The organism is Burkholderia stabilis (assembly GCF_001742165.1).
GTDB classification, from domain to species: Bacteria; Pseudomonadota; Gammaproteobacteria; order Burkholderiales; family Burkholderiaceae; genus Burkholderia; species Burkholderia stabilis.
The window spans coordinates 2,674,192-2,700,895 of the sequence record NZ_CP016443.1 but is presented as its reverse complement, the minus strand read 5'-3'; the positions used below and the strand labels follow the sequence as shown (position 1 = coordinate 2,700,895).

27 protein-coding genes and 1 riboswitch are annotated in these 26,704 nt (G+C 65.7%); of the genes, 9 read left to right on the top strand and 18 right to left on the bottom strand.

Annotated features, from left to right (window positions below):
* Nucleotides 1-2: 2 nt before the first annotated feature.
* Complete coding sequence (locus tag BBJ41_RS29925; RefSeq protein WP_069749785.1) at nucleotides 3-839, bottom strand: NAD-dependent epimerase/dehydratase family protein; 837 nt, start codon at nucleotides 837-839, stop codon at nucleotides 3-5.
* Between the two features lie 108 nt (nucleotides 840-947).
* Between BBJ41_RS29925 and BBJ41_RS29920 the strand changes: the two genes are divergently transcribed.
* Nucleotides 948-2,063, top strand: a complete 1,116-nt coding sequence (locus BBJ41_RS29920) for a LacI family DNA-binding transcriptional regulator (RefSeq protein ID WP_069749784.1) — start codon at nucleotides 948-950, stop codon at nucleotides 2,061-2,063.
* Nucleotides 2,064-2,153: 90 nt separating this feature from the next.
* On the opposite strand, the gene BBJ41_RS29915 is transcribed toward BBJ41_RS29920, so the two are convergent.
* Nucleotides 2,154-3,446 (bottom strand): MFS transporter, encoded by a 1,293-nt coding sequence (locus BBJ41_RS29915; RefSeq protein WP_069750437.1) that lies wholly within the window; start codon nucleotides 3,444-3,446, stop codon nucleotides 2,154-2,156.
* A gap of 319 nt (nucleotides 3,447-3,765) precedes the next feature.
* Here BBJ41_RS29915 and BBJ41_RS29910 point away from each other — a divergent pair, with 319 nt between their 5' ends.
* The gene (locus BBJ41_RS29910) at nucleotides 3,766-5,238 is read left to right on the top strand and encodes a DNA-3-methyladenine glycosylase 2 family protein (protein WP_069749783.1); all 1,473 of its coding nucleotides are present in this window, start codon (nucleotides 3,766-3,768) and stop codon (nucleotides 5,236-5,238) included.
* On the top strand, nucleotides 5,235-5,768 hold the full coding sequence (locus BBJ41_RS29905; protein WP_069749782.1) for a methylated-DNA--[protein]-cysteine S-methyltransferase: 534 nt from the start codon (nucleotides 5,235-5,237) through the stop codon (nucleotides 5,766-5,768). The genes BBJ41_RS29910 and BBJ41_RS29905 overlap by 4 nt, the downstream gene beginning before the upstream one ends.
* A 28-nt stretch (nucleotides 5,769-5,796) precedes the next feature.
* On the opposite strand, the gene BBJ41_RS29900 is transcribed toward BBJ41_RS29905, so the two are convergent.
* Complete coding sequence (locus BBJ41_RS29900; RefSeq protein ID WP_069749781.1) at nucleotides 5,797-6,615, bottom strand: AraC family transcriptional regulator; 819 nt, start codon at nucleotides 6,613-6,615, stop codon at nucleotides 5,797-5,799.
* A gap of 77 nt (nucleotides 6,616-6,692) precedes the next feature.
* Here BBJ41_RS29900 and panB point away from each other — a divergent pair, with 77 nt between their 5' ends.
* Nucleotides 6,693-7,547: a 3-methyl-2-oxobutanoate hydroxymethyltransferase gene (panB, locus tag BBJ41_RS29895; protein ID WP_069749780.1), complete on the top strand. Its 855-nt coding sequence runs from the start codon at nucleotides 6,693-6,695 to the stop codon at nucleotides 7,545-7,547.
* Between the two features lie 10 nt (nucleotides 7,548-7,557).
* On the opposite strand, the gene BBJ41_RS29890 is transcribed toward panB, so the two are convergent.
* The gene (locus BBJ41_RS29890) at nucleotides 7,558-8,049 is read right to left on the bottom strand and encodes an Lrp/AsnC family transcriptional regulator (RefSeq protein ID WP_069749779.1); all 492 of its coding nucleotides are present in this window, start codon (nucleotides 8,047-8,049) and stop codon (nucleotides 7,558-7,560) included.
* 156 nt (nucleotides 8,050-8,205) lie between these two features.
* On the opposite strand from BBJ41_RS29890, the gene glmS reads away from it, so the two are divergent.
* Nucleotides 8,206-10,035 (top strand): glutamine--fructose-6-phosphate transaminase (isomerizing), encoded by a 1,830-nt coding sequence (gene glmS / locus BBJ41_RS29885; protein WP_069749778.1) that lies wholly within the window; start codon nucleotides 8,206-8,208, stop codon nucleotides 10,033-10,035.
* A 98-nt stretch (nucleotides 10,036-10,133) separates the two neighbouring features.
* Here the strand turns inward: glmS and BBJ41_RS40755 are convergent, their stop codons facing one another.
* From BBJ41_RS40755 to BBJ41_RS41715, 3 genes are all read right to left on the bottom strand, one after another.
* The gene (locus BBJ41_RS40755) at nucleotides 10,134-10,490 is read right to left on the bottom strand and encodes a hypothetical protein (protein ID WP_156814899.1); all 357 of its coding nucleotides are present in this window, start codon (nucleotides 10,488-10,490) and stop codon (nucleotides 10,134-10,136) included.
* A 42-nt stretch (nucleotides 10,491-10,532) separates the two neighbouring features.
* Nucleotides 10,533-10,636: riboswitch (SAM-I-IV-variant riboswitch) on the bottom strand.
* A 230-nt stretch (nucleotides 10,637-10,866) separates the two neighbouring features.
* Entirely contained in the window at nucleotides 10,867-11,679 is an 813-nt protein-coding gene (locus BBJ41_RS29875; protein ID WP_069750436.1) for a hypothetical protein, read from the bottom strand.
* 457 nt (nucleotides 11,680-12,136) lie between these two features.
* The gene (locus tag BBJ41_RS41715; protein WP_236872088.1) at nucleotides 12,137-12,952 is read right to left on the bottom strand and encodes a hypothetical protein; all 816 of its coding nucleotides are present in this window, start codon (nucleotides 12,950-12,952) and stop codon (nucleotides 12,137-12,139) included.
* Nucleotides 12,953-13,052: 100 nt separating this feature from the next.
* On the opposite strand from BBJ41_RS41715, the gene BBJ41_RS29865 reads away from it, so the two are divergent.
* Nucleotides 13,053-13,304 carry a hypothetical protein gene (locus BBJ41_RS29865; RefSeq protein WP_069749776.1) on the top strand — a complete coding sequence of 84 codons (252 nt, stop codon included), beginning with the start codon at nucleotides 13,053-13,055 and terminating at the stop codon, nucleotides 13,302-13,304.
* A 156-nt stretch (nucleotides 13,305-13,460) separates the two neighbouring features.
* Here the strand turns inward: BBJ41_RS29865 and BBJ41_RS29860 are convergent, their stop codons facing one another.
* From BBJ41_RS29860 to BBJ41_RS29820, 9 genes are all read right to left on the bottom strand, one after another.
* On the bottom strand, nucleotides 13,461-14,549 hold the full coding sequence (locus BBJ41_RS29860; protein ID WP_069749775.1) for a porin: 1,089 nt from the start codon (nucleotides 14,547-14,549) through the stop codon (nucleotides 13,461-13,463).
* Nucleotides 14,550-14,780: 231 nt separating this feature from the next.
* Nucleotides 14,781-15,116 carry a Rieske (2Fe-2S) protein gene (locus BBJ41_RS29855; RefSeq protein WP_069749774.1) on the bottom strand — a complete coding sequence of 112 codons (336 nt, stop codon included), beginning with the start codon at nucleotides 15,114-15,116 and terminating at the stop codon, nucleotides 14,781-14,783.
* A 3-nt stretch (nucleotides 15,117-15,119) separates the two neighbouring features.
* Nucleotides 15,120-15,431, bottom strand: coding sequence for a YciI family protein (locus BBJ41_RS29850; protein ID WP_069750434.1), 312 nt, complete (start codon nucleotides 15,429-15,431; stop codon nucleotides 15,120-15,122).
* 108 nt (nucleotides 15,432-15,539) lie between these two features.
* On the bottom strand, nucleotides 15,540-16,607 hold the full coding sequence (locus tag BBJ41_RS29845) for a maleylacetate reductase (protein WP_069749773.1): 1,068 nt from the start codon (nucleotides 16,605-16,607) through the stop codon (nucleotides 15,540-15,542).
* A gap of 7 nt (nucleotides 16,608-16,614) precedes the next feature.
* Nucleotides 16,615-18,081, bottom strand: a complete 1,467-nt coding sequence (locus tag BBJ41_RS29840; RefSeq protein ID WP_069749772.1) for an aldehyde dehydrogenase family protein — start codon at nucleotides 18,079-18,081, stop codon at nucleotides 16,615-16,617.
* A gap of 38 nt (nucleotides 18,082-18,119) precedes the next feature.
* On the bottom strand, nucleotides 18,120-19,139 hold the full coding sequence (locus tag BBJ41_RS29835) for a hydroxyquinol 1,2-dioxygenase (protein WP_069749771.1): 1,020 nt from the start codon (nucleotides 19,137-19,139) through the stop codon (nucleotides 18,120-18,122).
* 41 nt (nucleotides 19,140-19,180) lie between these two features.
* Nucleotides 19,181-19,675, bottom strand: coding sequence for a cupin domain-containing protein (locus BBJ41_RS29830; RefSeq protein ID WP_069749770.1), 495 nt, complete (start codon nucleotides 19,673-19,675; stop codon nucleotides 19,181-19,183).
* Between the two features lie 126 nt (nucleotides 19,676-19,801).
* A complete protein-coding gene (locus BBJ41_RS29825; protein WP_069749769.1) occupies nucleotides 19,802-20,731 on the bottom strand; it encodes a LysR family transcriptional regulator in 930 nt (309 codons plus the stop codon).
* Nucleotides 20,732-20,883: 152 nt separating this feature from the next.
* On the bottom strand, nucleotides 20,884-22,137 hold the full coding sequence (locus BBJ41_RS29820; protein WP_069749768.1) for an MFS transporter: 1,254 nt from the start codon (nucleotides 22,135-22,137) through the stop codon (nucleotides 20,884-20,886).
* A gap of 319 nt (nucleotides 22,138-22,456) precedes the next feature.
* Between BBJ41_RS29820 and BBJ41_RS40750 the strand changes: the two genes are divergently transcribed.
* Nucleotides 22,457-22,618, top strand: a complete 162-nt coding sequence (locus tag BBJ41_RS40750) for a hypothetical protein (protein WP_156814898.1) — start codon at nucleotides 22,457-22,459, stop codon at nucleotides 22,616-22,618.
* A gap of 76 nt (nucleotides 22,619-22,694) precedes the next feature.
* Complete coding sequence (locus BBJ41_RS29815) at nucleotides 22,695-23,459, top strand: SDR family oxidoreductase (RefSeq protein WP_069749767.1); 765 nt, start codon at nucleotides 22,695-22,697, stop codon at nucleotides 23,457-23,459.
* Between the two features lie 238 nt (nucleotides 23,460-23,697).
* Here the strand turns inward: BBJ41_RS29815 and BBJ41_RS29810 are convergent, their stop codons facing one another.
* Nucleotides 23,698-24,657 (bottom strand): AraC family transcriptional regulator, encoded by a 960-nt coding sequence (locus BBJ41_RS29810; RefSeq protein ID WP_197680899.1) that lies wholly within the window; start codon nucleotides 24,655-24,657, stop codon nucleotides 23,698-23,700.
* 114 nt (nucleotides 24,658-24,771) lie between these two features.
* On the opposite strand from BBJ41_RS29810, the gene BBJ41_RS29805 reads away from it, so the two are divergent.
* A complete protein-coding gene (locus BBJ41_RS29805; protein ID WP_236872087.1) occupies nucleotides 24,772-25,995 on the top strand; it encodes an MFS transporter in 1,224 nt (407 codons plus the stop codon).
* A gap of 44 nt (nucleotides 25,996-26,039) precedes the next feature.
* Here the strand turns inward: BBJ41_RS29805 and BBJ41_RS29800 are convergent, their stop codons facing one another.
* Nucleotides 26,040-26,654 (bottom strand): NIPSNAP family protein, encoded by a 615-nt coding sequence (locus BBJ41_RS29800; protein WP_069749764.1) that lies wholly within the window; start codon nucleotides 26,652-26,654, stop codon nucleotides 26,040-26,042.
* Nucleotides 26,655-26,704: the final 50 nt, after the last annotated feature.

The following is a 26,704-nucleotide window of genomic DNA, read 5'->3' as shown; positions in this document are numbered from 1 at the left end:
GCTTACGACGCCTTCCGCTCCATCGGCTCGCCAACGACGAAGCCGCCGCCCTGATACCGCTGCGCGGGATCGTCGTACTCGGCGGTCGGCGCCGCGACCGGGAACAGCCCCGCGAACTGCTCGGAGCTGTCGCGCGGACGGAAGCCGAGGAAGCCGGCCTTCGCGTTGTCCCACCACTTCACCGGGTTGTCCGACGCGCCGTAGACGATCGCGTGCCCGACGCGGTTCGTCAGCAGCGAACAGCGCACGAGCTCGATGAAGTCGCGATAGCTGAGGAACGTCACGAGCATGCGCGGGTTCTTCGGCACCTCGAACGACGAGCCGATCCGCAGGCACACGGTTTCGATTCCGAAGCGGTCGAAGTAGTAGCGCGACAGCGATTCGCCGAAGCACTTCGTCACGCCGTACAGGCTGTCGGGGCGCAGCGGCGAATCGGCGTCGAGCACTTCCGTGACCGGATGGAAGCCGATCGCATGGTTCGAGCTCGCGAACACGACGCGCTTCACGCCGTGCTTGCGCGCGGCTTCGTACAGGTTGTACGTGCCGGTGATGTTCGCCCCGACCAGATCGTCGAACGGCGCGTCGACCGAAATGCCGCCGAGGTGGACGATCGCGTCCACGCCGTCGACGAGCTGCATCACGGCCGGCCGGTCGGCCAGGTCGACGACGCGGGTTTCTTCATGTGCGGCCGCGTCGCCCAGCGCCGCGATGTCGCTGACGCGCACGACGTCGGCCCAGTTCGCGAGCGCGCCGCGCAACTGGCGGCCGAGGTTGCCGGCCGCGCCCGTCAGCAGCAGGCGCCCGAACGGTTTGCGCGCGTCGGTGGATGAAGCGTTCATCGGATCTCCCTCTCTTTGAATCCCTGAATCTGACTGGAATCCGGTCCGGAATTTAGCCCGAATCGGAAAACGTTTTCCAACTATACGCGGGACCGAAGCCGAACGTCAATGGTCGAACCCGTTCGCAGCCATCCGCACTTTCCCGATATCGGCGCGTGGCCGCACGCCGGCTTTTTCTGCCACAATCCGGCGATATCGAACGAAAACGTTACCCTTCGGATGAAAAAAGTTTCCCCGACGATCCGCGACGTGGCCGCGCAAGCCGGCGTGTCGGTCGCGACGGTATCGAAATACGTGAACGGCACGCAGCGTTTCTCGCCGACGGTCGAGGCACGGCTCAAGGAGGCGATCGACCGGCTCGGCTACCGTTCGAACCCGCTCGCGCGTTCGATGATCACCGGGCGCACGCGCACCATCGGCCTCGTGATCCTCGACATCAGCAACCCGCACTTCACGAACGTGGTCAAGGGCGCGAACCGCATCGCGCTCCAGCACGACTACACGCTGCTGCTCGTCGATACCGAAGAGAGCCAGGCGCGCGAACGCTCGCTGATCGAGGCGCTCGCGCAGCGCGTCGACGGGCTGATCGTCAGCACGCGGATGCCCGACGAGGAAGCCGGCTGGATGCTCGATCTCAACAAGCCGCTCGTGCTGTTGCGCCGCAGCTCCGGCCTGCCGATTCCGAGCGTCGGCATCGACAACCGGCTGTCGACCTACATGCTCGCGCGCCACCTGCTCAATCTCGGCCACACGCGCATCGCGTACCTCGGCTTCGGCACCGCGCGCGTGAACGACGAACGGATTCAGGGCGCGCGCGACTGCCTCGCCGAAGCCGGGCTCACGCTCGACGTGCACGACGCGCATGCGCCGACCGCCGAAGCCGGCGAGCGCGCCTGCTCGCGCGTGATGCTCGGGCCGCAGCGCCCGCAGGCCGTGATCTGCTACAACGACCTGATCGCGCTCGGCTTCATGAAGGAAGCCGCGTCGCTCGGTTTCCGGTTGCCGCAGGACGTGTCCGTCGCGGGCATCGACAACGTGCCGTACGGCGAATACGCGGCGCCCGCGCTGACCACCGTCGACATCCAGAGCGAGAACATGGGCGAGCTCGCGATGCAGAAGCTGATCGACGCGCTCGCGGGCCGCACCGACGCGAGCTATTCGACGTTCGAGCCGCGGCTCATCATGCGCGCATCGACGGCAGCGGCCACGACTGTGGCCGGCTGATACGCGCGCGCCGCACCGCTTTCTCCCGCATCAAAAGAAAACGCGCCGCCCTGGGCGGCGCGTTCGTTTGCCGGCCTGCAAGGCCTGCAATTACGCGTCGAGTTTCGCCGGCTTCATCTTCGGCGTGAGCACATGCATCACGGCCAGCGCGATCAGGTACGCCGACGCGCCGATCGCGAACAGCACCCAGTAGTGGCCCGTGCGTTGCAGCACCTGGCCGATCACTTCCGAGAACAGCACGCCGCCGATCGAACCGGCCATCCCGCCGATACCGACCACCGACGCGACCGCGCGGCGCGGGAACAGGTCGGAGGCCGTCGTGAACAGGTTCGCCGACCAGCCCTGGTGCGCGGCAGCGGCCAGCCCGACGATCAGCACCGCGATCCACAGGCTCTGCACCTGCGACACGAACGCGATCGGCAACACGCAGCATGCGCAGATCAGCATCGCCGTCTTGCGCGCGCCGTTCACGCTCCAGCCCGCGCGCAGCAACTGCGACGACAGCCAGCCGCCGCCGATGCTGCCGACCGTCGTCAGCGCATAGATGCAGACGAGCGGCAGGCCGATGTGCTGCATGTCCATCCCGCGCGACTCGTTGAGCCACTTCGGCAGCCAGAACAGATAGAACCACCACACCGGGTCGGTCAGGAACTTGCCGATCAGGAACGCCCACGTCTCGCGCTTGCGGATCAGTTCGCCCCAGCGCGGCGCGCCGGCGTTCGCATTCGCCGCGTCGAGCGCTTCGGCCTCGTCGCGCGGCTCGTCGTATTCCGCGGCGAGCGCGCACGTATCGGCCTGCCGATAGAGCACGAGCCACACCGCGAGCCACACGATGCCGATCGCGCCGATGATCACGAACGCCGCGCGCCAGCCGTAGGCCACCGCGATCGCCGGGATGATCGCCGGCGCGAACACCGCGCCGATGTTCGCGCCCGAGTTGAAGATGCCGGTGGCGAGCGCGCGCTCGCGGCGCGGGAACCACTCGGCCGTCGTCTTGATCGCGGCCGGGAAGTTGCCGCCCTCGCCGATCCCGAGCAGCGCGCGCACGAACGCGAAGCCCGTCACCGAGCCGACCGCCGCGTGCAGCATCGCGGCGATGCTCCACACCAGCATCGCCAACGCATACGACACGCGCGTGCCGAGCCAGTCGACGATGCGCCCGAAGCCGAGCAGCCCGAGCGCGTAGAACGCGGAAAACGCCATCACGATGCGGCCGTACTGCACCTGGCTCCAGCCGATGTCGTGCTGGAGCATCGGCGCGAGCAGGCCGAGGATCTGCCGGTCCATGTAGTTGATGACGGTCGCGAAAAACAGCAGCGCACAGACGGTCCAGCGGTAGCGGCTGGCGGCAGCGCGCACGGCGCCGACGACGGCAGATTGCATGAATGTCTCCGATGCGCGGCCGCGCCCGTCGCGCCGCACGATGTTCGTTGACCGGCGACCGGCGCCGGGGCGGGCAGCAGGCGCGTTGTCGCATCCCGGCCGATCGCCAACTAATTTGGAAAACGTTTTTCAAAGGATAAGGCGGCTGACGGCGCCCTGTCAGTCCGGGATTTCGATGAGTCATCTCAAATTCATCGCGGCAAAAGAGACGACTGTTTCGCAGCCTGGCATTAACCGTTTTTCCCGGATTTTCCAACGTGCGGGCGGGCGCGCGGCCACCGATACACATGTCCGATTCCAGCCAGAATCGATCGCGGGGATGGTTTACAGTCGTTTCATGCGCCTCGATCCCGACACCTGCTACGACGCCCTGCTTTCGCGGAACCGCCGCTTCGACGGCTGGTTCTTCGTCGGTGTCGCGACGACCGGCGTGTATTGCCGCCCCGTATGCCCGGTGAAGCCGCCGAAAGCGGGCAACTGCAGCTATTACCCGACCGCCGCGGCCGCCGAGAAAGCGGGCTTTCGGCCGTGCATGCGTTGCCGCCCCGAGCTTGCGCCCGGCCACGGGCTGCTCGACCTGTCCGGCAATCTCGCGGACGCGGCCGCCGCGCTGATCGAGAACGATTTCCTGAACGAGCATTCAGTCGACGCGCTCGCGCAGCGGGTCGGCGTGACCGAGCGCCATCTGCGCCGGATCTTCGCCGCGCAGTTCGGCGTGTCGCCGGTCGAATTCGCGCAGACGCACCGCCTGCTGATGGCCAAGCGGCTGCTGACCGACACCGCGTTGCCGGTGGCCGTCGTCGCATCGACGGCCGGGTTCGGCAGCGTGCGGCGCTTCAACGATCTGTTCCGGCAACGCTACGGCCTCAATCCGCTGCGGCTGCGCAAAGGCGCCGGCGCATCCGCCAACGGCGACATGACGTTTCCGCTGCCGTACCGGCCGCCGTTCGCGTGGGCCGACCTGATGCGCTTTCTCGCGCAGCGGCAGATCGACGGCGTCGAGCGGATCGACGCGCAGGGCTACGCACGCGTCGTCGAATTGCCGGGCAGAAACAATCACGGCGCCGGCCGCGTGACGGGCTGGTTGTCGGTCGCGCACGTGCCGCAGCGGTTCGCGCTGGCCGTCACCGTGTCGCCCGCGCTGACGCCGGTCGTACCAGCCGTGCTCGCGCGCGTGCGGCGGCTGTTCGATCTCGACAGCCGCCCCGACGTGATCGACGCGCATCTCGGCGAACTCGCGGACGGCTCGCCCGGCCTGCGCGTGCCCGGCGCGTTCGACGGCCTCGAGATGGCGATCCGCGCGATCGCGGGCGAACGACTCGAAGCCGTGCAGGCGGGTGCGATGCTCGCGCGCGTCGCCGAACGTTTCGGTACGTCGCTGGAAAGCGCGCCGCCGGGACTGACGCACGCGCTGCCTTCCGCCGCGACGCTGGCTGCCGTGCCGCCGGCGGCACTGGAAGCGATCGGGTTCACGCACGAAGCGGCGCAGGCGATCGTGTCGCTCGCACGCGCGGTCGCCGACGGCGCGCTCGCGCTCGAACCGATGGCGCCGCTCGACGCGACGCTCGCCGTGCTGCGCGCGATGCGCGGCTTCGACGAACGCGCGGTGCAGTACGTCGCGATGCGCGCGATGGCCTGGCCGAACGCGTTCCCGGCCGACGACGCGCTGCTTCCCGCGCGCGCCGACCGAGCGCACATGCCATCATCCACGCCGCACGCGGCGCGCTGGGCGCCGTGGCGCGCGTATGCCGCACTGCACGTATGGCGCCTTCATGGAGAAGTATTGCAATGACTCCCGCTCACCTGATTCCGAGCCCGCTGGGCGACATCGCCGTGCGTATCGAGGACGATGCGCTGACGGGCCTGTACTTCGTCGGCCAGAAATACTTTCCGTCGCTCGCGCTCATGCCGGCGGCGGACGCGCACGTCGCGTCGCCGCTCGCACGCAAGATCGCCGAAGAAGTCGCGGAATATTTCACCGGCACGCGCGAAACGTTCTCCGTGCCGATTCATCTGCGCGGCACGGCGTTTCAACGGAGCGTATGGAAGGAACTGCTGGCGATTCCGTTCGGCGAGCTCGTGTCGTACGGCGACATCACCGCACGCGTCGGCTTGCCGATGAGCGCCGCGCGCGCCGTGGGCGGCGCGGTCGGCCGCAACCCGGTATCGATCATGGTGCCGTGCCATCGCGTAGTCGGCGCATCGGGCAGCCTCACCGGCTATGCGGGCGGCATCGACCGGAAACGCGCGCTGCTGTCGCTCGAAGGCGCCGGGTTCGCGCGCGATGCGCGTCATCCGGTACAGCAGGCGCTTGCGTTCTAAGTAAGGCCGTTCGGCCTGCGTTGCCGCGCTATGCAGTCAATGCCGGGCGGCGCGCTTCACGCTTCGCATACGCGCCGGGCGTCACGTTGAATTTCGCCTGGAACAGCGCGATGAACGACGACGTCGAGTCGTAGCCCAGTTGCGCGGCCACCGCACCGATCGGCTCGCCCGCATCGAGCAGCGGCAGCGACGCGAGCAGCCGCACGGCCTGCCGCCACTCGGTGAAGGACAGCCCCGTGTCCTGCCGGAACAGCCGCGACAACGTGCGCCGCGTCGCGCCGACCTGATGCCCCCATTCGTCGAGACTGCGCGGATCGCCCGGATACGCATGCAACGCACGCGCGATTTTCAGCAGGCGCGGATCGCGCGGCAGCGGCACCGTCAGCGGCGCGGGCCGCATGCGCGCGATCCGGTCGGCGATCAGGCACACGAGCGCGCCGTCCGGCCCCGTCTCGTCGTAGTTCACCGGCAACTCGGCAGTCGCGATCACCAGTTCGCGCAGCAGCGGCGTCATGCAGAGGATCGTGCAATCGTCGTTCGCATCGTCGCGCGCGATCGCATCGTCGAGATACAGGCTGTGGAACGCGACGCAATCGCGCGTCGACACCGCGTGCGGCATATGCGGCGGAATCCACATCGCGTAGTGCGGCGGCAGCAGGTGCCGGCCCGACGGCGTCGATACCTCCAGCACGCCGCTCGTCGCATACATCAGCTGCGCCCACGGATGACTGTGCGCGTCGACGCACGCGTTGCCGGGAATCTCGAACGCGCGCACGAACAGCGGCCTCGGCAGGCGCGCCATCGGCGGCACCGCCCAAGGGTCACCCGATTGTCCCGCCAGCAACATAAGACGTCCTCCGAGGGTCATTGCATCAACGAACGCGATGCTACCGTGACGGCTCTTCTTTTACACGGCTTCCGTTCATGAGCGCACATACCCGCACCACCCGCAAGACCGTCACCGCGATCCGCGCGACGAAAGGCATCGGCAGCCTCGTGTCGCTGACCGCCTATTCCGCGCCGATGGCGAAGCTGGTCGACGACGTGGCCGACGTGATCATCGTCGGCGATTCCGTCGGCATGGTGCTGTACGGCATGCCCGATACGCTGCGCGTCACGCTCGACATGATGATTGCACACGGCGCGGCCGTCGTACGCGGCGCCGCGCAGGCGTGCGTCGTCGTCGACCTGCCGTTCTCGACGTACCAGGAATCGCCTGCGCAGGCGTATCGCTCCGCCGCGCGGCTGCTTGCCGAAACGGGCGCGCAGGCCGTGAAGCTCGAAGGCGGCAGCGAGATGGCCGACACGATCCGCTTCCTGACCGATCGCGGCATTCCGGTGATGGCGCATGTCGGCCTCATGCCGCAGCAGGCCAACGCGACGGGCGGCTTCCGTGCACAGGGCATGGACCCGCGCTCGGCCGCACAGGTGTTCGACGCCGCGTGCGCGGCCGAGCGGGCCGGCGCGTTCAGCGTCGTCATCGAGGGCACAGCCGAAGCGCTCGCGCGGCACCTGACGGAAACGCTGTCGATCCCGACGATCGGCATCGGCGCATCGCCCGCCTGCGACGGGCAAGTGCTCGTGACCGAGGACATGATCGGCGCCTTCGATGCGTACACGCCGCGCTTCGTGAAGCGTTACGCCGACGCGAACGCGGTGATGCGCGAAGCGATTCGCCAGTACGCGCACGACGTGCGGCAACGCGTGTTTCCCGAACCGGCGCATTGCTTCGGGTACGGCAAGCCGTTGCAACTGGCCGACGCCGAAGCCGCCGCCTGACGGCCGCGCGTCACGCGCGCTTGCGCATCGCATGCGTGACGCGCGCGTTCGCCTCGAACTTCGCGCGATGCGTCGAGAAGAACGTCCGCACGTTGCGGACGTTCGATGCACCGGTGAACAGCCGCCGCGCGAATTCGTCGTATTCGGCGACGTCGGCCAGATCGGCCACCACCACGAAATCAGGGCCCGGCGACACGCGATAGCACTGCGTGACGGCCGGCTCCGCGCATACGTACGCTTCGAACGCGTCGTAGTCTTCAGCCGTCTGGCGGTCGAGGCTGATCTCGATCAACGCAGTGACGGCCGTGCCGATCGCGACCGGATCGAGTATCGCGACCTGCCGGCGGATCACGCCCGCTTCGGTCAGCCGCCGCACGCGGCGCATGCAGGTGGGCGGCGACGACAGCGCGCGCTCGGCCAGTTGCAGGTTCGACACCGACGCGTCGTCCTGCAGGATCGCGAGGATGCGCAGGTCGAGATCGTCGAGGGTGATGCCGGCCATCGGCGGCTCCTTCCGGTCAGGATGTGAAATTTAATTTCAACATCATAGAGCATCCGCCGCTCGTTTCATTTTTCAATGTATTTTGAAATTTAATTCCATTCACTCGCCTCTACCATCGCTCTCACTGGTCCAGACAGGACATTTACGGAGCGCGATATGTGTGGAATTGTCGGGGCGGTCGCCCAGCGGGACATCCTGCCGAACCTCGTTGACGGCCTGAAGCGGCTCGAATACCGCGGCTACGATTCGTGCGGCGTCGTGGTCTACCGCGACCGTGCGCTGGCACGCGCCCGCAGCGTCGATCGCGTCGCGAACCTGCAGCGCGAGATCGCCGAGCATGCGCTGTCGGGCTACACCGGCATCGCGCATACGCGCTGGGCCACACATGGCGCGCCCGTCACGCTCAACGCGCATCCGCACTTCTCGCCGAGCGACGCCAATGCGCGCATCGCGCTGTCGCACAACGGGATCATCGAGAACTGCGACGCGTTGCGCGCGGAATTGCAGGCCCACGGCTACGTGTTCGCGAGCCAGACCGACAGCGAGGCGATCGCGCACCTGATCGACCACCTGTACGACGGCGACCTGTTCGATGCGGTCCGGCGCGCGGTCGCGCGGCTGCGCGGCAGCTACGCGATCGCAGTGATGTGCCGCGACGAGCCGCACCGGATCGTCGGCGCGCGCGACGGGATGCCGCTCGTGATCGGTGCTGGCGAAGGCGAGAATTTCCTCGCGTCGGATGCGATTGCGCTGTCCGGCATCACCGATCGCATCGCGTATCTGGAGAACGGCGACGTCGCCGATATCCAGCTGCATCGCTACTGGATCGTCGATGCGGCCGGCCAGCGCGTCGAGCGCGCGGTGCAGCGGGTCGCCGCGCATAGCGGCGCGGCCGATCTCGGGTCGTACCGCTACTACATGCAGAAGGAGATCTTCGAGCAGCCGCAGGCGGTGGCCGATACGCTGCTCGACGTCGGGTCGATCATGCCCGAGCTGTTCGGCGACGGTGCGTGGCGCGTATTCAACGAAGTCGATTCGGTGCTGCTGCTCGCGTGCGGCGGCAGCTATCACGCGGCGCTGACCGCGAAGTACTGGATCGAGAGCATCGCGAAGCTGCCGGCGAGCGTGGAAATTGCCAGCGAGTTTCGTTATCGCGACAGCGTGCCGAATCCGCGCACGCTCGTCGTCGCGGTGTCGCAGAGCGGCGAGACGGCCGACGTGCTCGGCGCCGTGCATGTCGCGAAGCAGAGCGGGATGATGCATACGCTCGCGATCTGCAACGTCGCGACGAGCGCGTTGATGCGCGAGTGCGCGCTGCAGTTCGTCACGCGTGCGGGGATCGAGATCGGGGTGGCTTCGACGAAGGCGTTCACAACGCAGCTCGTTGCGTTGTTCTTGCTCACGCTATCGCTTGCGCAGGTGCGCGGGCGATTGAGCGACGACGAGGAGAAGGAACACTTGCGGGCGCTGCGGCATCTTCCCGATGCGATGTCGAAGGTGCTCGCGCTGGAGCCGCAAATCATGGCGTGGTCGGAACTGCTCGCGCGACGCGACAACATGCTGTTTCTCGGGCGAGGAATGCATTACCCGATCGCGCTCGAAGGCGCGCTGAAGATGAAGGAGATTTCCTATATTCACGCGGAGGCTTATCCGGCGGGGGAGCTTAAGCACGGGCCGCTTGCGTTGGTCAGCAACGAGATGCCGGTGATTGCGGTGGCGCCGAATGACATGCTGCTCGAAAAGCTCAGGTCGAACATGCATGAGGTCAGCGCGCGGAATGGACGGCTTTTTGTATTCGCGGACGTGGATTGCGGGTTGGTGCCGAGTGAAGGGATCGAGGTGATTCGGCTCAATGAATACTACGGGCCGCTTTCGCCGATCCTGCATACGGTGCCGATGCAGTTGCTCGCGTATCACGCGGCGCTCGCGCGGGGGACGGATATCGACAAGCCGCGGAATCTCGCGAAGTCGGTGACGGTGGAGTGAAGTCTCCACGTCCGGGGACACACGTAATCATGGCCGGGTATTCAGAGGCCGTGAGAAACATTCACGAGCTCAGCGGCGGCACGTCGCGCTGCCATCGCCTAACAACCGCTCCCCCGCGCCTTCTCGGACGCAACTGATCCACTCCGCACGAAATGATGCTCCACCTTCGTGCGCAGTACCCCATCCAGCGCGGCAAGCCGTTCGCGCAGCCGCACCGCTTGCCCTTCCGTCATTTCGCCGAGCACGATCTTTTGCTCGAGAACGTCGCCACAGCGGGTAATGGCCCATCGATCGACCGTCGCCGTTTCGCCTTCGAGTACGGCCGCCGCGGTCGAGACGATGCCCGGATTCCGTCTCGATACGAGATGAACGGTATGCGTCAACGTGAAACCGGGAAGGAACTGCGACCAGTCTTCACAGACGGTCGGGCGGGAAGCGGAGGAAACTTGGCTCATGGTTGCTCCGGATGATTGGTGATCGAACCGGTGCCAGCCATGCTGCTCCCGTTTCGTTGCCGTCAATCGGCCGCATCGCCTCAAAGGCGTCCACCTTGCCCGGGAGGGCAGGTTGGCGTCGGATAACCCGACTCTGGATGCTTGATTTCTCACGTTCGACATCTCGAACGTTGGTCCATTATACCGAAAAGCAGGCGTCGAGCAAGACGCCGCAGGAAAGCAGCTTTTCAGTCGGATGCTTCACCGATCCGGCCCTTGCCGGCAACTCAACGGCAGCGGCTGTAGCGGTCGCACCGAACCTGTCCGCGCTTTTATGGGCGAGGCGGTTGAACAACAGGCTCACCACGCGCCTGCATAAACCGCTCGCCGAAACCCGCTACTTCGACAAACCCAGTTTCTTCGACACCACGACGCCGCTCGACGGACTCACCAGCGAGATGCCATGGAGATCCATGTGCAACGTGGAGGTTCTCGTCGTAATGTCCGTCGGCTCGTCGATACTCGGATCGGCATGTTCGGTTTGTTCGGTCAGGTAAGGCCGAACCAGGCGTCCGGAAAAAACGAGTGCGAAATCGCCTTTCGTTCGGGCGTACTCGGCAGGCGAAAGCCGCATGCGGCTACGAACCGTGGTCTTTTTGCCTTGCCCGGAATCGAGTTCGATGATGTCGACCTGCTGGATGTACCCTTTTGCCTTCGCTTCGGGTGCAATCACGAGCCCGCGCCCTCGTGGGCCCGTCGTAACCTTGCTGAGCAGGATGCTCGTCCGGTCGTCGCGCTCCGCGTCGAACAGGTCGACATCCAGCGTCAGCAGGTGCCGATGTGACCGGTACCTCACCCCGTACCGCACCGGCACCACGAACGTCACGTCACGATCCAGATCGACGGCCGCCAGGTCGGGATTCGGTTCATGCCGGCCGGCCGCGCCGGAAACCGCGCCACGAACCCGGTCGCGCAACGAAGGTGAGAGAGGGCTGATGTGCAGCTTCTTCAACGCATCCCGGATGGCAACCGGGTCGTCGCCGACAATCGGTCGCGCCGGTGACGTGTCGTGATCGACAGCCGACGCGATGCGCGTCGTGCCGTCGAGCGCCTCCGCTTCTGCGTGCGGCGCGACTGTCGCCAGCAGCGCCGTCAAGGCGACGATGCACGCGAAGTTCGAGCGACCCAATTTGGATTTCCGGTGCAACACGGCGAACTCCTGATTTGCTTGCAGATCGATCAACGACGAGCACTATAGAGTGGAGTGGAATGATCGGCAACGCATCTGCCGCTTGATATTCACCGATGCGGCCCGGGATCGGGAATGACATTGCGCTGATTGAACTGCGCACAAACAGGTCTCTGCGTATTCTGGACCTTGCGCGCCTTGAGACAGCGCGTTCGAGCAAGCCGCTCAGCTATTTTCAACCGGACTGTCAAAAGCAGCGAAAGCGACGCGACCTTCTGAAAGTGCTGCACGCGTTGATTGCGCAGCCCGTTCGCCGGGTCATGAATCCGAGTACCTCATCACCCGGACGATGGCGCGGTCTCGGTCAACTGGAATCCTGCCTGGCGCAAAGCCTGGCTACGATTTCGCCGCCGAAAATGCCTTGCCGGGGACGCATTCATTTCCTGCGGACAGCATGCAGATGGATCGCCAGTCGTATTCATCGACGTCGCTTTACTTGGAACGGGGCCCTTTTCTTGATGTCGTCGGAAAGATTCTCCAACTTGTCAGCGAGATGGATCATTTCCGCGACGCTGCGATCGGGTTCTACCCCGCTCAGCACACCCACATCGATTTCGAGAATATCCGCAATTTTCTTTGCAAGCCCCTTGGAAATCGGCCGATGCCCTTTCTGCCCTTTCGGGGTAAGGATGTGGCTCACCCGGGACATTGACTTCCACCCAAGCTCCAAAGCCAGTTTCTTTTTCGTCCCGGCCGGCATCTTTTCCAGCAGCTCAATCAGATTTCTCCGCGTGCGCTCCTCGGGAGGCAGTTGAAAGTCCTCAATGAGCTTGCCGGCGTCAAACACGAAATTTCGCCGGTTTCTCGCTGCTTGGTCCTCCGCTGCCTGGTCCAGCAACGCCTCGCGATGCCCCGCTTCGATTCGAGACTGATTCCGCGTGAGGCCCTGTCGGCGATTCCGCCGAGCCACTCGAACGTCATTGCCAAGCTTGACGAGCGCCTCGACATCGCCGCTTTGCGCCGCTTTGACACATGCGAGCAACTGCACCTCCAGGAAATCCTGAAGATTTTCCAACCATCTCGCTCGCTGGACACTCTGATCCCGCCTGATGTCGTCAACCTTGCGCCGCAGCGCGGCCGACAACCCCGAATCAAGGCGTTCCTCGAGAAGACGCGTGAGTTCCTGCCCGATGCCCGTCCCCTGCGCTTTCGCAGAAGCAACCAGACGCCTCTTGAGACTTGCCGGAATGCGAGCGAACAACGGCTCGACGGGCTCTTTGAGTTTATCAACCATGATATCAATTTATCATACCTGGCCCGACCACAAATCCCCGTCTAAAGTCGCTCAGGTCACATGTCGTGACGAACTTTTTTAGAAAGAGAGACAACCAACCATGTCCAAGCTTGGCATCGCAGAAGGCATCAAACTGCGCGGGAACGTCAACCGCATTACCGAAATCATGGAACGGGGCACGACGCAGGATGTCGTCGCCTGTTTCGCTCAGGGCGGTGTCACGCTGCGCGCGAGCGGCGGCGATTTACCCCTCCTGCACAACCTGCCGGAACTGACCCGGACGGCCTTGCCGAAACGGGTGGTCAAGAACTACTTCGGCACTCACGGCGGTGCCGCCATGAACCCCGCGTAAGCACGCATGGCAACCGCCAATGCGTCACAAATGGAAAACGGGCCAGCCGGCCCGTTTTCTTTTGGTGCGTTCGTTTTCCGCGAGACTGATCGATCTGGAAACGCAACTTCGCGCACGCCGATGCAGTACGGCAAACGTCGTCCCGCCCAGCCCCCCTCAAAACACCGTATGCACCCCCACCCTCGCCACCGCCTGACTCGCCGAACTCGACGCCCCGTTCGCATCCAGCACGCCATTCACCTGCGCATTCGCGCCGTTGTTCGCCCGCTGATAATCCGCTGACACATAAACCATCGTCCGCTTCGACAACAGGTACTGAAGCGCGACGCTGACCTGATGCGCATGGTTGTCGTTCAAGGCCTCGTTACCCTTCATGTACATGTATTTCGCGCCCAGCACGACATCCGGCCTGACCCGCCACACGCCACCGCCTTCGGCCATCCACACGCCCGCGCCGTTGAACGAATTTCGAACGGTCGTCACCAGCGCAGTCGCCTTCACGACACCGAAGTCGTAATGCATCCCGACACCCCAGTTGCGCACGCTCGTCGACGGCGCGCCAGGCGCCGGCCCGTACTTCTCGTTCGTATAAGCCGCGCCCACACCAAACGCACCCACCTCATAGTTCACCCCGGCGCTGACGGCATTGTCCGCACCGACCGAGCCCGCCACCCCGCCAAACGCATACATCACGCCACCGGAAAAACCCGCCACCGTCGGCGAACTGTATTTCACGGAATTCGCGATCGGCTTGCTGCCCGCAGTGCGGTCCCAATCGAACGCACCGGTCGGATTGTCCGGCAGCGCGAGACGCTGGAACGGGCCGTTCCTGAACCCGTACAGCCCCGAGATGTCTCGCCCGATCGCGTTTCCTCGGGAAAACAGCGAATCCACCATGAAGTCGTACTGATTCCCGAGCGTGACGCTGCCGAACCGGTCGCTCTCGAGGCCCACATACGCATTGCGCCCGAAAATCCCGGACCCGACGATGGCGCCGTTCGCCATCGAGAACTGGTTCACGAGCGCGAACGTGGCGCGATATCCGCCGCCGAGATCTTCCGTGCCGCGAAAGCCGAAGAGGTTGGGCGCATAGATGCCGTCGTCGAATTTGACGTTCTTCCCTCCGCCCTCGTTGCTGACATACGAGACGCCCGAATCGATCAACCCGAACATCGTCACACTGCTCTGCGCCCATGCACCATGCGCCACGGCAAGAATCGCAACTGCTCCAAACCTCAGTTTCATTTTGTCTCCGTCTTTTTTAGAAAATACGAATCCACCACCCGCGATGCGACGGGTGTTCGTTCAATGCTTCCTGGAACTGCGGCGTGACTTTCCCGGATCGCTTTCATCCAGGCGAACAAAGCAACGCCGAAAACATAATTTGGTCTACTGATTCAAGACGATGAACGGCATCATGCGGATCGCCCGATCGCAATCGCCTTGATTCAACCGCTCGCGACTGCAACGCTCGAATCAGGCACTCCGACAGACGATCCACGCCGTGGAATCCACCTCGACCGCCACGGCTTCCAGCGCCGAGCCCGAGCAAGGTCCATCGATACACACACCGTCGTCGAACCGGAACAGCGCGCTGTGATGCGCACACATCAACACCTGCGACCGATAGCAGGACACACTGCCCGGCTCGAAATCGAGCGGCACCGAAAAGTGCGGGCAACGGTTCACGTACGCCCACACCTGCTCGCCGCGCCGCACGACGATCACGGGCCGCCCGATACACGCTTCGTCGACGACCCGCGCGCCGCCGTCAGGCACCTCGGAAAACCGGCAGAGTTGTCGTGCGTCCATGACTCACACTCTCCGCTCGGGGTTGCCCAGGCTCCAGTCCCAGGGGCGCACTTCCACGCGCGAGAACAACCCTTCCTTCACATACGGGTCGTTGCCGACGAAATGCATCACGGCGTCGATGTCGTCCGCCTCCACGACGAGCAGGGTTCCGTTCATCGCGTCATCCTGCGGGTCCAGCGTCGGGCCGCCGAGCCGAACGTACACGCCGTGCTGTGCGGCTGTGCGCAGGTAAGTCCGATGCAGCGGACGCACGCGGTCGCGCACTTCACGCATACCCGGCTGATCGGTCGCAAACACCGCAAAAAATCGAGCCATGGCGATCAGCTCCAATCGAGGACGAAGTCGCACTGCGCATCACGGTACGCGCCGTTCAGGCCGATCCGGTCATTCGTCACGTTTGTCTCCCTTTGCGCTTTCGTCCGCTCAATGCGGCGCGCGCCCTTCCCACGCGTGCTGGAGCAACGTGCGAATCGCCGCGCGTTCGATCGGCCGCGGATTCGCATACGGGTTCCGGCAAGCAATGTCGGCCGCTTCGTCGAGGCCATCCTCCAGCATGCCGATATCGGCGAGCGCCGGCGCGATGCCGAGTTGCGCGTTCAGCTTGAACAACAGCGGGCCGGCTTCGGCCGCGTCGTTCCCGCCCAGCGCCCGCGCGACACGACGCAACGCGTCGGGCGCCGCCGCGTGGTTGTAATGCGCGGTATGCGGCAACATCGCCGCGTGCGTCTGCGCGTGCGGCAGGTTGAAGGTGCCCCCGAGCGTGTGACACAGCTTGTGATGCAGCGCCATGCCGACCGCGCCGAGGCAGGTCCCCGCGAGCCATGCGCCATACAACGCGCGGCTGCGCATCGCGCGGTCTTCCGGATCGCGCACCACGACCGGCAATGCTTCGCCGAGCGCGCGAATCGATTCTTCCGCCATCAGGCTGATCACCGGGTTCGCGTCTTCCGCATAAAGCGCCTCGACCGCGTGCGCCATCGCATTGACGCCGGATGCCGCCGAAATGCCCGGCGGCAGCGACAACGTCAACGACGGGTCGTACAGCACGGTACGCGGCAGCACGCGCGCATCGCGCCCGGTGCGCTTCAGGCGGCCTTCCGTGAGCCCGTAGATCGGCGTCATCTCCGAGCCGGCATACGTCGTCGGCACGGCGAGGATCGGCAGCGACGATTCGAGCGCGATCGCCTTGCCCAGGCCGATCGTCGACCCGCCGCCGATCGCGATGCAACAGTCCGCGCCCAGCTCGCCAGCCATCTCGCGCGCGGCGCGCGCGACTTCGACCGGCACGTGCATGACCGCCTGCGCGCACACGCCGGCGGCACGCTCGCCCAGCACCACCGCCACGCGCTCGGCGAGCGGCCGCTGCTCAGGCGTGCACAGGATGAGCGCGCGGTGCGCGCCGAGCGTCGACAACTCGTCGGGCAGCCTGGCGAGCGCATCCCATTCGAACACCACGCGCGAAGGCGTGCCCTGATAGACGAAGCGCTCCATGACGGCCTCAGCGCTTGAAGTGCGGCGGCACGTTGCCGTCGACGTTGACCCACACCGACCGCGCTTCCGTGTAGTCGTGCATCGCTTCGAAGCCCATCTCGCGGCCGTAGCCCGACTTGCCCACGCCGCCGAACGGGCTGCCCGGATTGACGCGCTTGTAGCAGTTGATCCAGCACATGCCGGCGTTGATCTGCGACGCCATCCTGTGCGCGCGCGACAGGTCGTTCGTCCACAGGCCGCTGCCGAGCCCGTATTCCGTTGCGTTGGCGATGGCCAGCGCCTCGTCGTCGCTGCCGAAGCGCAGCACCGTGACGAACGGGCCGAACACTTCCTCCTGCGCCACGCGATCGTTCGCGCTCTTCGCTTCGATGATCGTCGGGCGCACGTAGTAGCCATTGGCGAGCGCCGGATCCTGCGGCGCGCTGCCGCCCGTGAGAACACGGCCGCCCTGCTCGCGCGCGACGTCGACGAACGACAGCACACGATCGAGGTGTTGCTTCGACGTCAGCGGGCCCATCTCGGTATCGGCGTCGAGCGGGTTGCCGATCCGTATCGACGACGCGAGCGCGACGAACCGCTCGAGGAACGCGTCCGCGATGCGCTCGTGCAGCACGAGACGCGAGCCCGCGATGCACGCCTGCCCCTGGTTGTGAAAGATCGCCCAGGCGGCGCCGTTGATGGCCGCGTCGAGGTTCGCATCGTCGAACACGATGTTGGCACCCTTGCCGCCCAGCTCCAGTTGCACGCGCTTCAGGTTGCCCTGCGACGCTTCGACGATCCGGCGGCCGGTCGCCGTCGATCCCGTGAACGCGATCTTGCCGACGCCCGGGTGTTCGGCGAGCCGCTGGCCCGCCGTATGTCCGTAGCCGGGGACGATGTTGACGACGCCCGCCGGAAACCCGACTTCGGCCATCAGCTCGACGATGCGCAGCGTCGACAGCGGCGTGATCTCCGACGGCTTGAGTACCACCGTGTTGCCGGCGGCCAGCGCGGGGCCCATCTTCCAGCTCGTGAACATCAGCGGAAAATTCCACGGCACGATCTGGCCGACGACGCCGATCGGCGCGCGTTGCACGTAGTTCAGGAAGCCGGTTTCGACGGGAATCACCGAGCCCTGGAGCTTGTCGGCCATCCCGCCGAAGTAGCGGAAGCACGCCGCCGTGCGCGGCACGTCGAGCGAGCGCGAATCGCGAATCGGGTGGCCGGTGTCGAGCGATTCGAGCTGCGCCAGCTCGTCCGCGTTGGCCTCGATCGCGTCGGCCAGGCGCAGCAGCAGCCGGCCGCGCTCGGCGGCCGGCAGCGCCGACCATTTGGGGAACGCGCGGGTCGCGGCTTCAACGGCCAGGTCGACGTCCGCTGCGGTGGCGGCCGCGATCTTCGTGATCACGGAGCCGTCGTGCGGGTTCAGCACGTCGATGGTGCCGCGGTCGACGGCGTCAACGAAGCGCCCGTCGATGAAGAGTTGGGTTTGCATGAATCGTCCTCGGTGTAGTGCGGAAGCAAAAGCGCTGCTCAGAACGCGATCGGGTACGGCGCCAGTTCGCCGCTCTCGTATCGCTGCGGCAGGTTGGGCGTCGCGTTTTCCCAGACCAGCAGCATCGAGCGCTTCGTGGAGTAACCCTGATGCCGGATGTCGGCCGGCATCGCGCAGATGTCGCCCGCGCGCATCGTGACGCGTGCGCGCGGCGCGCCGGTGTTCTTGTCGCCGATGTCCCACACGATTTCGTCGGACAGTTGCAGGAACCATTCGACGCGGTCGTTGCCGTGGAAAACCGGCAGGATGAATTCCTCGGTGGTCGGGCAGAACAGGCTGCGCCCGCACACCGACGTGACCGACGGATTCCACGTCACGTCCGAGCGGGACAAGTACTTGAACAGGTTGAACGCGTGAAGCTCGCCCTCGAAACCCGGCTCGGCGTGCACTTCCGGCTCGTCCTGCACGACGTCGAGAAACGCGCGGTTGACCGGCAGTTCGTCGCGCAGCGGCGAGTCGCCTTCGAGGCCCGGCATGCGGCGCGTCGCGATGCGCGTGCGCTCGATCGCCGAACCGTTTTCGCCATGCTTGCGCCCGAATGCGGTGCCGGTTTCCTCGGGCGCCGCGAACGGATCGAAGCCTTCGTTGGTCCAGTCGTGCAGCATCGCCTTGAAGGTCGCCATGATGGTGGGCGTTTCGAAGGTCTCGGTGTAGTCGACGCCGGCGTCTTTCAGGATGCCGTTGAAGGTGCCCGCGTACATGTCCACCTTGCCGTAGTGATTGCGCGTGCCGAACACGTGATCGAAATTCACCCAGCCGTAGAAGAAGCCCCACGCCACGTCGCGCATCATCGCGCGCAGGAACGCGTCCGCCGGCACGGCGTGCGTGCGCGTCTGGCCTTTCGCCGGCCAGCTGATCTTCACGAAGTATTCGTCGCGCTGGAACGCGAATGCGCCGAGCTGGAAGCGGCGGTAGCCGGTGACGGCATCGGCTTCCGTGGCTTGCACCAGATCGGCGGCAAAGCCGGCGGATGAATCGAGGGTGTCGAGGGTGGCCATAACGTGTCTCCTGGATATTCGAATGGGGGCGGTCGGGGGGATCAGTGCAGGCAGATGTCGGCCCACTTCTCGACGGACAGCTCGCCGATCATGGTCTGCACGAGCGCGACGCCCGGCTTGCTTGCGGTGAAGCGGTACGCGCAGCCGGCCGGGAGCAGCGCCTGGTGTCCCTTGCGCAGGACGACGTGACCCATCTTGCGGCCGGCCGGCTGCGTGCCGGCGCTCACGGTGCCGTGTCCCGACGTCGGCGGGTTGTTCAGCTTGATGAATTCGATCCGGACTTCGCCGTCCATCTGGATCGCGAACTCGTCATGCGCGCACGCGAACCAGGGCGACTGGCCCTCGGTCCTCAACACTTCGATCACGTACTCGAGATTCTTGCCGGCGACGACCTTTTCGTAGGGCGCCGATTTCGATGCGACCTCGAAGACGTTCGAGAACGCGTAGTGCTGCGCGCTGCCGCTGGTGATTTCGATCTCGCCCTTCTGGTAGTTGTCGAGCGAACCAAAGACTGTGTGATATGCCGTGTCGGTCATTGCTGTCTCCTGAGTTGAACCGCTTGTTGGATTCAACTCTAGGGGCAACGAACACCCGCAACAAGGCGCCGGACGGCGACTACGGCATTTGCGTTTCGCGAATAATCGGCCGGCTCGTCGGCCGGTTCAACGCACCCAGCCGCGCGCGAGCAAAGGCAGGTCCCACGGGGATTCGTCGCCGATGTATTCCACGAGGAATTCCACCAGCGCCTTCACCTTCAGCGCCTGTCGCTGCGTTGCGGGATAAACGGCGGCAAAGCTCAGCGGCGCGAGCTGGTAGTCGGTCAGGATCGGCACCAGCCGGCCCGCGACGAGCGCGTCGCTCGCGACCAGCGTCGGCAGGCAAACGACGCCGCCGCCGGTCAGCGCGTACTCGCGCAGCAGGTGAACGGAGTTCGAGCGGATCATGCCCGGCAACTCCATTTCGACGACCTCGTCGTCGCGCGTCATCGTCCAGCGGTTGCGCGACGGATAGCCGGAATACAGCGCCGTCGTGTGCTGCAGCAATTCGCGTGGATGTTGTGGCGCAGCATGCGCTTCGAGGTAAGCAGGCGATGCGCAAAAGAGCCGGCGGACCGTGAACAGCCGCCGCTCGATCAGCGACTCGGAAATCGGCGGGAAGATCTGGAACGCGATGTCGAACCCTTCTTCGACAGGGTCCACGACACGGTCATTGACGATGACGTCGAGCTGGATGCCCGGGTAGCGCCGGTTGAATTCGGCCAGCGGCGCGCCGAAGTGATCGAGCGCGAAACCGGGCAGCATCTGGATGCGCAGCCGCCCGGTCGGCGTCGCGCGAAGCTCGCGCATCTGGTCCGTCAGCTCGTTGACGCGCCCCACCACCTCGGCGCATTCGCGATAGAACGCCTCGCCCACTTCGGACAGGCGCACATGGCGCGTGCTGCGGTGGAAAAGCGGCGCGTTGACGAACTTCTCCAGTTGCTGGATGCGGTTCGTCACCACGGAACTGGTCACACCAAGCTGCCGCGCCGCCTCGGCGAAGCTGCTCGCCTCCGCGACCCTCACGAATGCCTCGATGCTCAGAAACCGGTCCATACCGCGCCCTTTTTCGACAGCGAAACCGGCAGTCTACCCGCACCGGGTAACGGGTTGCGTCATGCGAAAAGCGTCACTGTGTCGCCGAATCGATGTCAATCGCGGCACGCGCCGTGACCGGTTCGCGCCGCCGCGCCGCACCCGCGCGGGGATCATCGCGGCTGCTCTCCCGCGGCCAGCTCCGGCTGCGCGGCCACGCGGCGCTGCAGCACGGCAGGCGCGGTTTCCTTCAGCAGCATGCTGACCACGATGCCGAGCAACACCGCGCACATCGGCAGCCACAGAATGTTCTGGATGCCAAAGTGTGCGGCGACGTAGCCGCCCATTGCCGGCGCGATGCCGCCGCCGAAGATCTCGCCGACGCCGACCACCACGCCGATCGACGTCGACACGAGCCCGATGGGCGCGGCTTCGGTCGCCACCGGGCCGGACAGCAGCGACACCAGCCCGAGCGTGAAGAACGACGCGACGAACAGCACGGCGAACAGCACGAGCGGCTGCGGGCCGAGGCCGCGGAAGATATAGAGCATCACGGCCGTGCCCGCGAACCCGACGATGCTCGCGAGGCGGCGGCCGACCAGATCGGAGAGGCCGGGCAACCCGAACTGCCCGAGAAAGCCGCCGAAGCCGATCGCCGACACGACGAGGCCCATCTTCTGCGTGCCGAGCGACAGGTAATCCGTCAGGTACAGCGGCAGCAGCGCGCCGAGCACGAATACGCCGGTCATCGCGCAGCACAGTGCGGCCATCGCGACGATGATGTTGCGGCTCTTGAGCACATGGCCGAGCGAAGCCGGCGCGTGTTCCGACGCCACCGCCTTCTCGAGCTTCGGCTCGCGGATGACGAAGAACATGATCGCGCCGAGGATCAGCCCGGGAATCGCGACGAGCGCAAACACCCAGCGCCACGACACGAAACCCAGCAACTGCGTGGCGATGATCGGCGACAGCGCCAGCCCGAACAGCGCGAAGCCGCTTTGCTGCAGGCCGAGGTTCAGCCCGCGACGCCGCGGATGCGACGCGTCGGCGGTCGCGGCGAAGCTCGTCGGGCAGAACGAGCCTTCCGCGACGCCCATCAGCCCGCGAATCGCCATCAGCCCGAGCAGGCCGCCCGCGAGCCCCGAAAAGCCCGACAGCAACGAGAACGCGATGATTGCCGGGATGAGCACCTTCCTGCGGCCGATCTTGTCCGAGATGCCGCCCATCAGCGCCGCGAAGATGCCCCACGACAGGCCGATCACGCCGATGCAGTTGCCGACGTCCTGCGCGGTCAGGTTGAGGTCCTTCATGATCGAAGGGAACAGCGGCGCGATCAGCCAGCGATCGAGGCCGACCAGCCCGAAGCCGAGCGCCAGCAGTGTCACTGCCTTCCACTCGTAGGAGGTATCCCACTCGTTTGCTTTCATTTCCGTCTCCGTGGACGCTGGTTCGCCTGCGCGCGCCGAAGCGCCTGCGCATGAGCCAGGTTCGATGTCTTTTATGTGTGCGACGCGAATCGCGAGGAGGTGCCGGCCGCGTTTCGGGTTTCAGGTGCCGAATGCAATCAGCCGACGCCACAACGATAGGTGCATGGCCGCGAATCGGGTATGGAACAACCGGCGAACGCGCCATTCGCGAAACGCAAATAATCGGCGGCGATGGGCGGGGAGCATCGACGCAGAAGGGCGGCGCGCATCGCCACGGCGCAGGAATGGCGTTGATGCGGGCATGACGGGGGAATCCCTCATGGACATCGCAGTAACCGCGTACGCCGATCCTGATGCTTCGCCAGCATCGCTGGCACACGATCGAGCTGCGGCGGTCTCGTTCCTGAAGGCCGGCTCAAGATCACTCGAGGCGGCGTTTTACTTTCCAGGCGCGCCCATGAAAAAGGCTGCTCGAATTTAACAGCAAGAAACGGAATGCTCGTGCGTCGATATCCGACCAGACTCGCAGTTGGTCAATCCGAACATGAGAAAAAACAATGAACGTGCTTGCAGGCAAGGTCGCCATCGTCACCGGCGCGAGTTCCGGAATTGGACGCGCGACCGCGTTGCTTTTCGCGCGCGAGGGCGCAGCAGTGGTAGTCGGCGCCCGTCGCAAGGCCGAGCTGGAAAGCCTGGTAGCCGACATCACCGCGCATGACGGAAAGGCGATATGCGTCGCCGGCGACGTCCGGGACGAAGCCTATGCGCAGACGCTCGTTCAGACGGCCGTCGACCGCTTCGGCGGCCTCGACATCGCGTTCAACAACGCGGGGACGCTCGGCGAAATGGGGCCCACGCCGCAGGTATCCGAAGCGGGCTGGAGCGAAACGATTGCCACCAATCTCACCAGCGCGTTCCTCGGCGCGAAGCATCAGATTCCGGCGATGCTGCGTCGTGGCGCCGGCAGCGTCATCTTTACTTCGACTTTCGTCGGGTACACGGTCGGCTTCCCCGGCGTCGCAGCGTACGCCGCCAGCAAGGCCGGATTGATCGGGCTGACCCAGTCGCTCGCCGCGGAGTTTGGACCGAAGGCCATTCGCGTCAACGCAATCCTTCCGGGTGGAGTCGATACCCCGATGGGACGCACGATGAGCGCGACGCCCGAAGCAATGGCGCATGTGGCGGGACTCCATGCGCTCAAACGCATTGCCACGCCGGAGGAGCTTGCGCAGTCGGTGCTCTATCTCGCTTCCGGCGCCTCGTCATTCATGACCGGCGGCGCGCTGCTGGTGGATGGCGGGGTATCGATCAATCGCACCTGATGTCGGCGCCTGGGCCGCTGTGAACCCGTTCGGCAACTTCGACGTGAACGCATCGGCCCGGCGAATCGCCGTCGCGCCGCCCCGTGTGCGCACGTCGGCCGGATCGACGTGGCATGACGCCGTCATTCCTGCGTCGCTCGCAGCAACTTCCCGTGATCGATCGAGATCGCGATCGCAATTTCGATCACGGCGCGGAACATGCGCATGACTGCGCGCAGACGCCCTCCTCCCAGGCCCGCTACACCCCGGCCTGCCGGCTGGCCCCCGGCGGCTTGCCGATCACGCGCTTGAACGCGCGGCTGAACGCGGCCTGCGACGCATACCCCAGTCGCAGCGCCACGGTTTCGATCGGCAGCCTGTCATGCGTCAGCCACTGGCTCGCCAGCCGCATCCGCAGCTCGGTCGCATAACGCAGCGGCGGTATGCCGATGGTGGCCTGAAAGCGCTCCGCGAAAACGGAGCGCGAGATATGGCATTCCGCCGCCAGCTCCGACACGCTCCACTCGCGACAGGGCTGCCGATGCAGCGCCAGGATGGCCCGCGCCAGCCGGGGGTCGCGCAGCGCGGCCACCAGGCCGGACGCGTTGTCGCAACCGCATTCGACCCAGCCGCGCACGAGCATCGCCGCGACCACGTCGGCGAGACGGGCGAGGATGCCCGCGAAGCCGATGCGCCCGGAGCAGATTTCGGCCTTCATCGACGCGAGGATCGGCATGAGCCCCGGATAGCGTTTGCCCATCGCGTCGACCACCATCACGCCCGGCATCAACCGGCCCAGGCCCTGCATGCCGCCGAGATCGAACTCCATGCAGCCGGAGAAGAGGATGGAGCCTGGCGTCACGCTCTTGCTCGGGCACGCGTTCACCGCGCTGACCGTATCGCCGAGCGGGGCTGCGTCGAACGTGTCGATATCGCGAACGGGGTGACCGGCGGCGGACAGCAGTTGATGCGCTTCGCCTCTCGGCATGAACACGGCGTTACCGGCCGACAACGCGTGCAACGTGCCGTCGTCGGTGCGCAGCACCGCGGAGCCGACCGCAAGGAAGTGGAAGTACGCGTGCCCGGGCCGCGTATCGAAGCCCAGACCGAACGCGGGCCCGGCTTCGATGCGCCGGTACTGGACGCCCCGCAGGCGCATGCCGGTCAGCAGTTCGCTGATGAGATCGGACGACAACGCGAAAGGATCGGGCAAGACCATCTTCGGGGTTTTGGGTAAAAATTCAAGGCTTTCTATCATAGATCATCCTGACATTCGCACCTAGACTCGGGCTGGATTTCATTTCCCGAGGGATGTCTTGTCATGAGCGATTGTGTGAGCAACGTTGTGCCCGACGCCGGCCGTGACGGCGCGATAAAAACCGAGCCGGCCTGGACGGCCGTGTTCTCGCTGGCGATGGGGGTGTTCGGGCTGTTGACGGCCGAGTACCTGCCGGCCAGCCTGCTGACGCCGATGGCCGCCGGATTGCACGTATCGGAAGCCCTGGCCGGTCAGGCGGTGACGGTCACGGCCGTGGTCGCGCTGTTTGCCGGATTGCTGGTGCCGGGCCTCACGCGCGGATTCGACCGGCGCACGGTGCTGCTCGGTTTCAGCACGCTGATGATCGCGTCGAACCTGCTGGTGGCGCTCTCGTCGAGCCTGGCGATGCTGCTGGCGATGCGGATCCTGCTGGGCATCGCGCTGGGCGGCTTCTGGAGCATGGCCGCGGCCGTCGCGATGCGTCTCGTGCCGCCGGCGCTGCTGCCGCGCGCGCTGTCGATCATCTTCAGCGGCATCGCGGTCGGCACGGTCGTCGCCGTGCCGCTCGGCAGCTATCTGGGCGGGTTGTACGGGTGGCGCAGTGCGTTCGTCGCGGCGGCGGCGGTCGGCGCGGTTACGCTGCTCTTCCAGTGGTTCACGCTGCCGCGGATGGCGCCGCGCGGAACCGTGCGGCTGAAAACGGTGCTGCAGGTGCTGCTGAGCCCGGGTGTCGCCATCGGCATGCTCGGTTGCGTCCTCGCGCACACCGGTCATTTCGCGTTGTTCACCTATATCCGCCCGTTTCTGGAAAGCACCGCAGGCGTCGGCCCGGACGGACTGGCGCTCATGTTGCTCGGGTTCGGCGTCGCGAACTTCGCCGGCACGCTGCTCGCCGGATTCCTGATGGAGCGCAGCCTGCGCGCGACGCTGGCGCTGATGCCCTGCCTCGTCGGCATCGCGGCGTTCGCGCTGGTGCTGCTGCCGGCGTCCGTCGCCGGGCAAGCGGTGCTGGTCGCGTTCTGGGGCATGGCGTTCGGCGGCGTGCCGGTGGCGTGGTCGAACTGGGTGACGCGCGCGGTGCCCGACCAGGCGGAAAGTGCCGGCGGCATGGTCGTCGCGTCGGTGCAGTCGTCCATTGCGGCAGGCGCCGCCGCGGGCGGTGCGATGTTCAGCTTCAGCGGCATCACCGGCGTCTTCGTCGCGGGCGGGGTCGTGATGCTGCTCGCGGCGTTGCTGATCGCGCTGTGCGTCAGCATCCCGGCGCCGCAATCCGGTGCCGGGCCGGCATTACACATCTGAGACGAACGGGCGGCCCTGCATTGCCGGACAGCGCCCGGCGCGTTTCAGCACAGCGGCGACCACGCTTCTGGCAGGCAAATCGTCGAAGTCGCGCGCTCGATCTGCTGCGGGCCGCCCTTGGGCGGCCACAGCCCTTCGGCGTAGTGGCGTGCCCGTAACGCCATGCGCTCCTCGAGGCTCGCGAATCCCCAGATATGCGTGATGCGCGGCGGGCCGTCGATCGCGTACATATTGGCGACGAGGTGGGACGTATAGGCTTCGGCAGGACCGACCGCTTGCTCCCACGCAGCGATCGTCGGCGCCAGCCCCGCCGGTTTGAGCCAGTAGCGGCGCATCTCGTAGAAGCGGCCCAGCTTCATCGGCGCGATCTCGGGCAGGAACGGGAACAGCGTGTGGCTTTCCATCGTGATGCCGACGTCGCGGCCGCCGAGATTGAACGGCCCGTCGCTCATCAACGCGCGTCGGCGTTCCTGCTGCAGTTCGTCGGGATGCGCGAAGCCGCGCAGCACGACGATCCGCCCCAGCTCGCCGATCTCCGAGCGCCATGCCCCAAAAAGGCGGCCCGTGGCGCTCGCATCCGATACCCATCGATGGGCGCCGGCGGAGACGGCATCCTGCTCCAGCAGCGGACACGACAACGTCGTCAACTCGTATTGCATGTCAATGCTCCTTCGTCTCGACGCAAATGCGGGAGCGCCCATTATCCGGC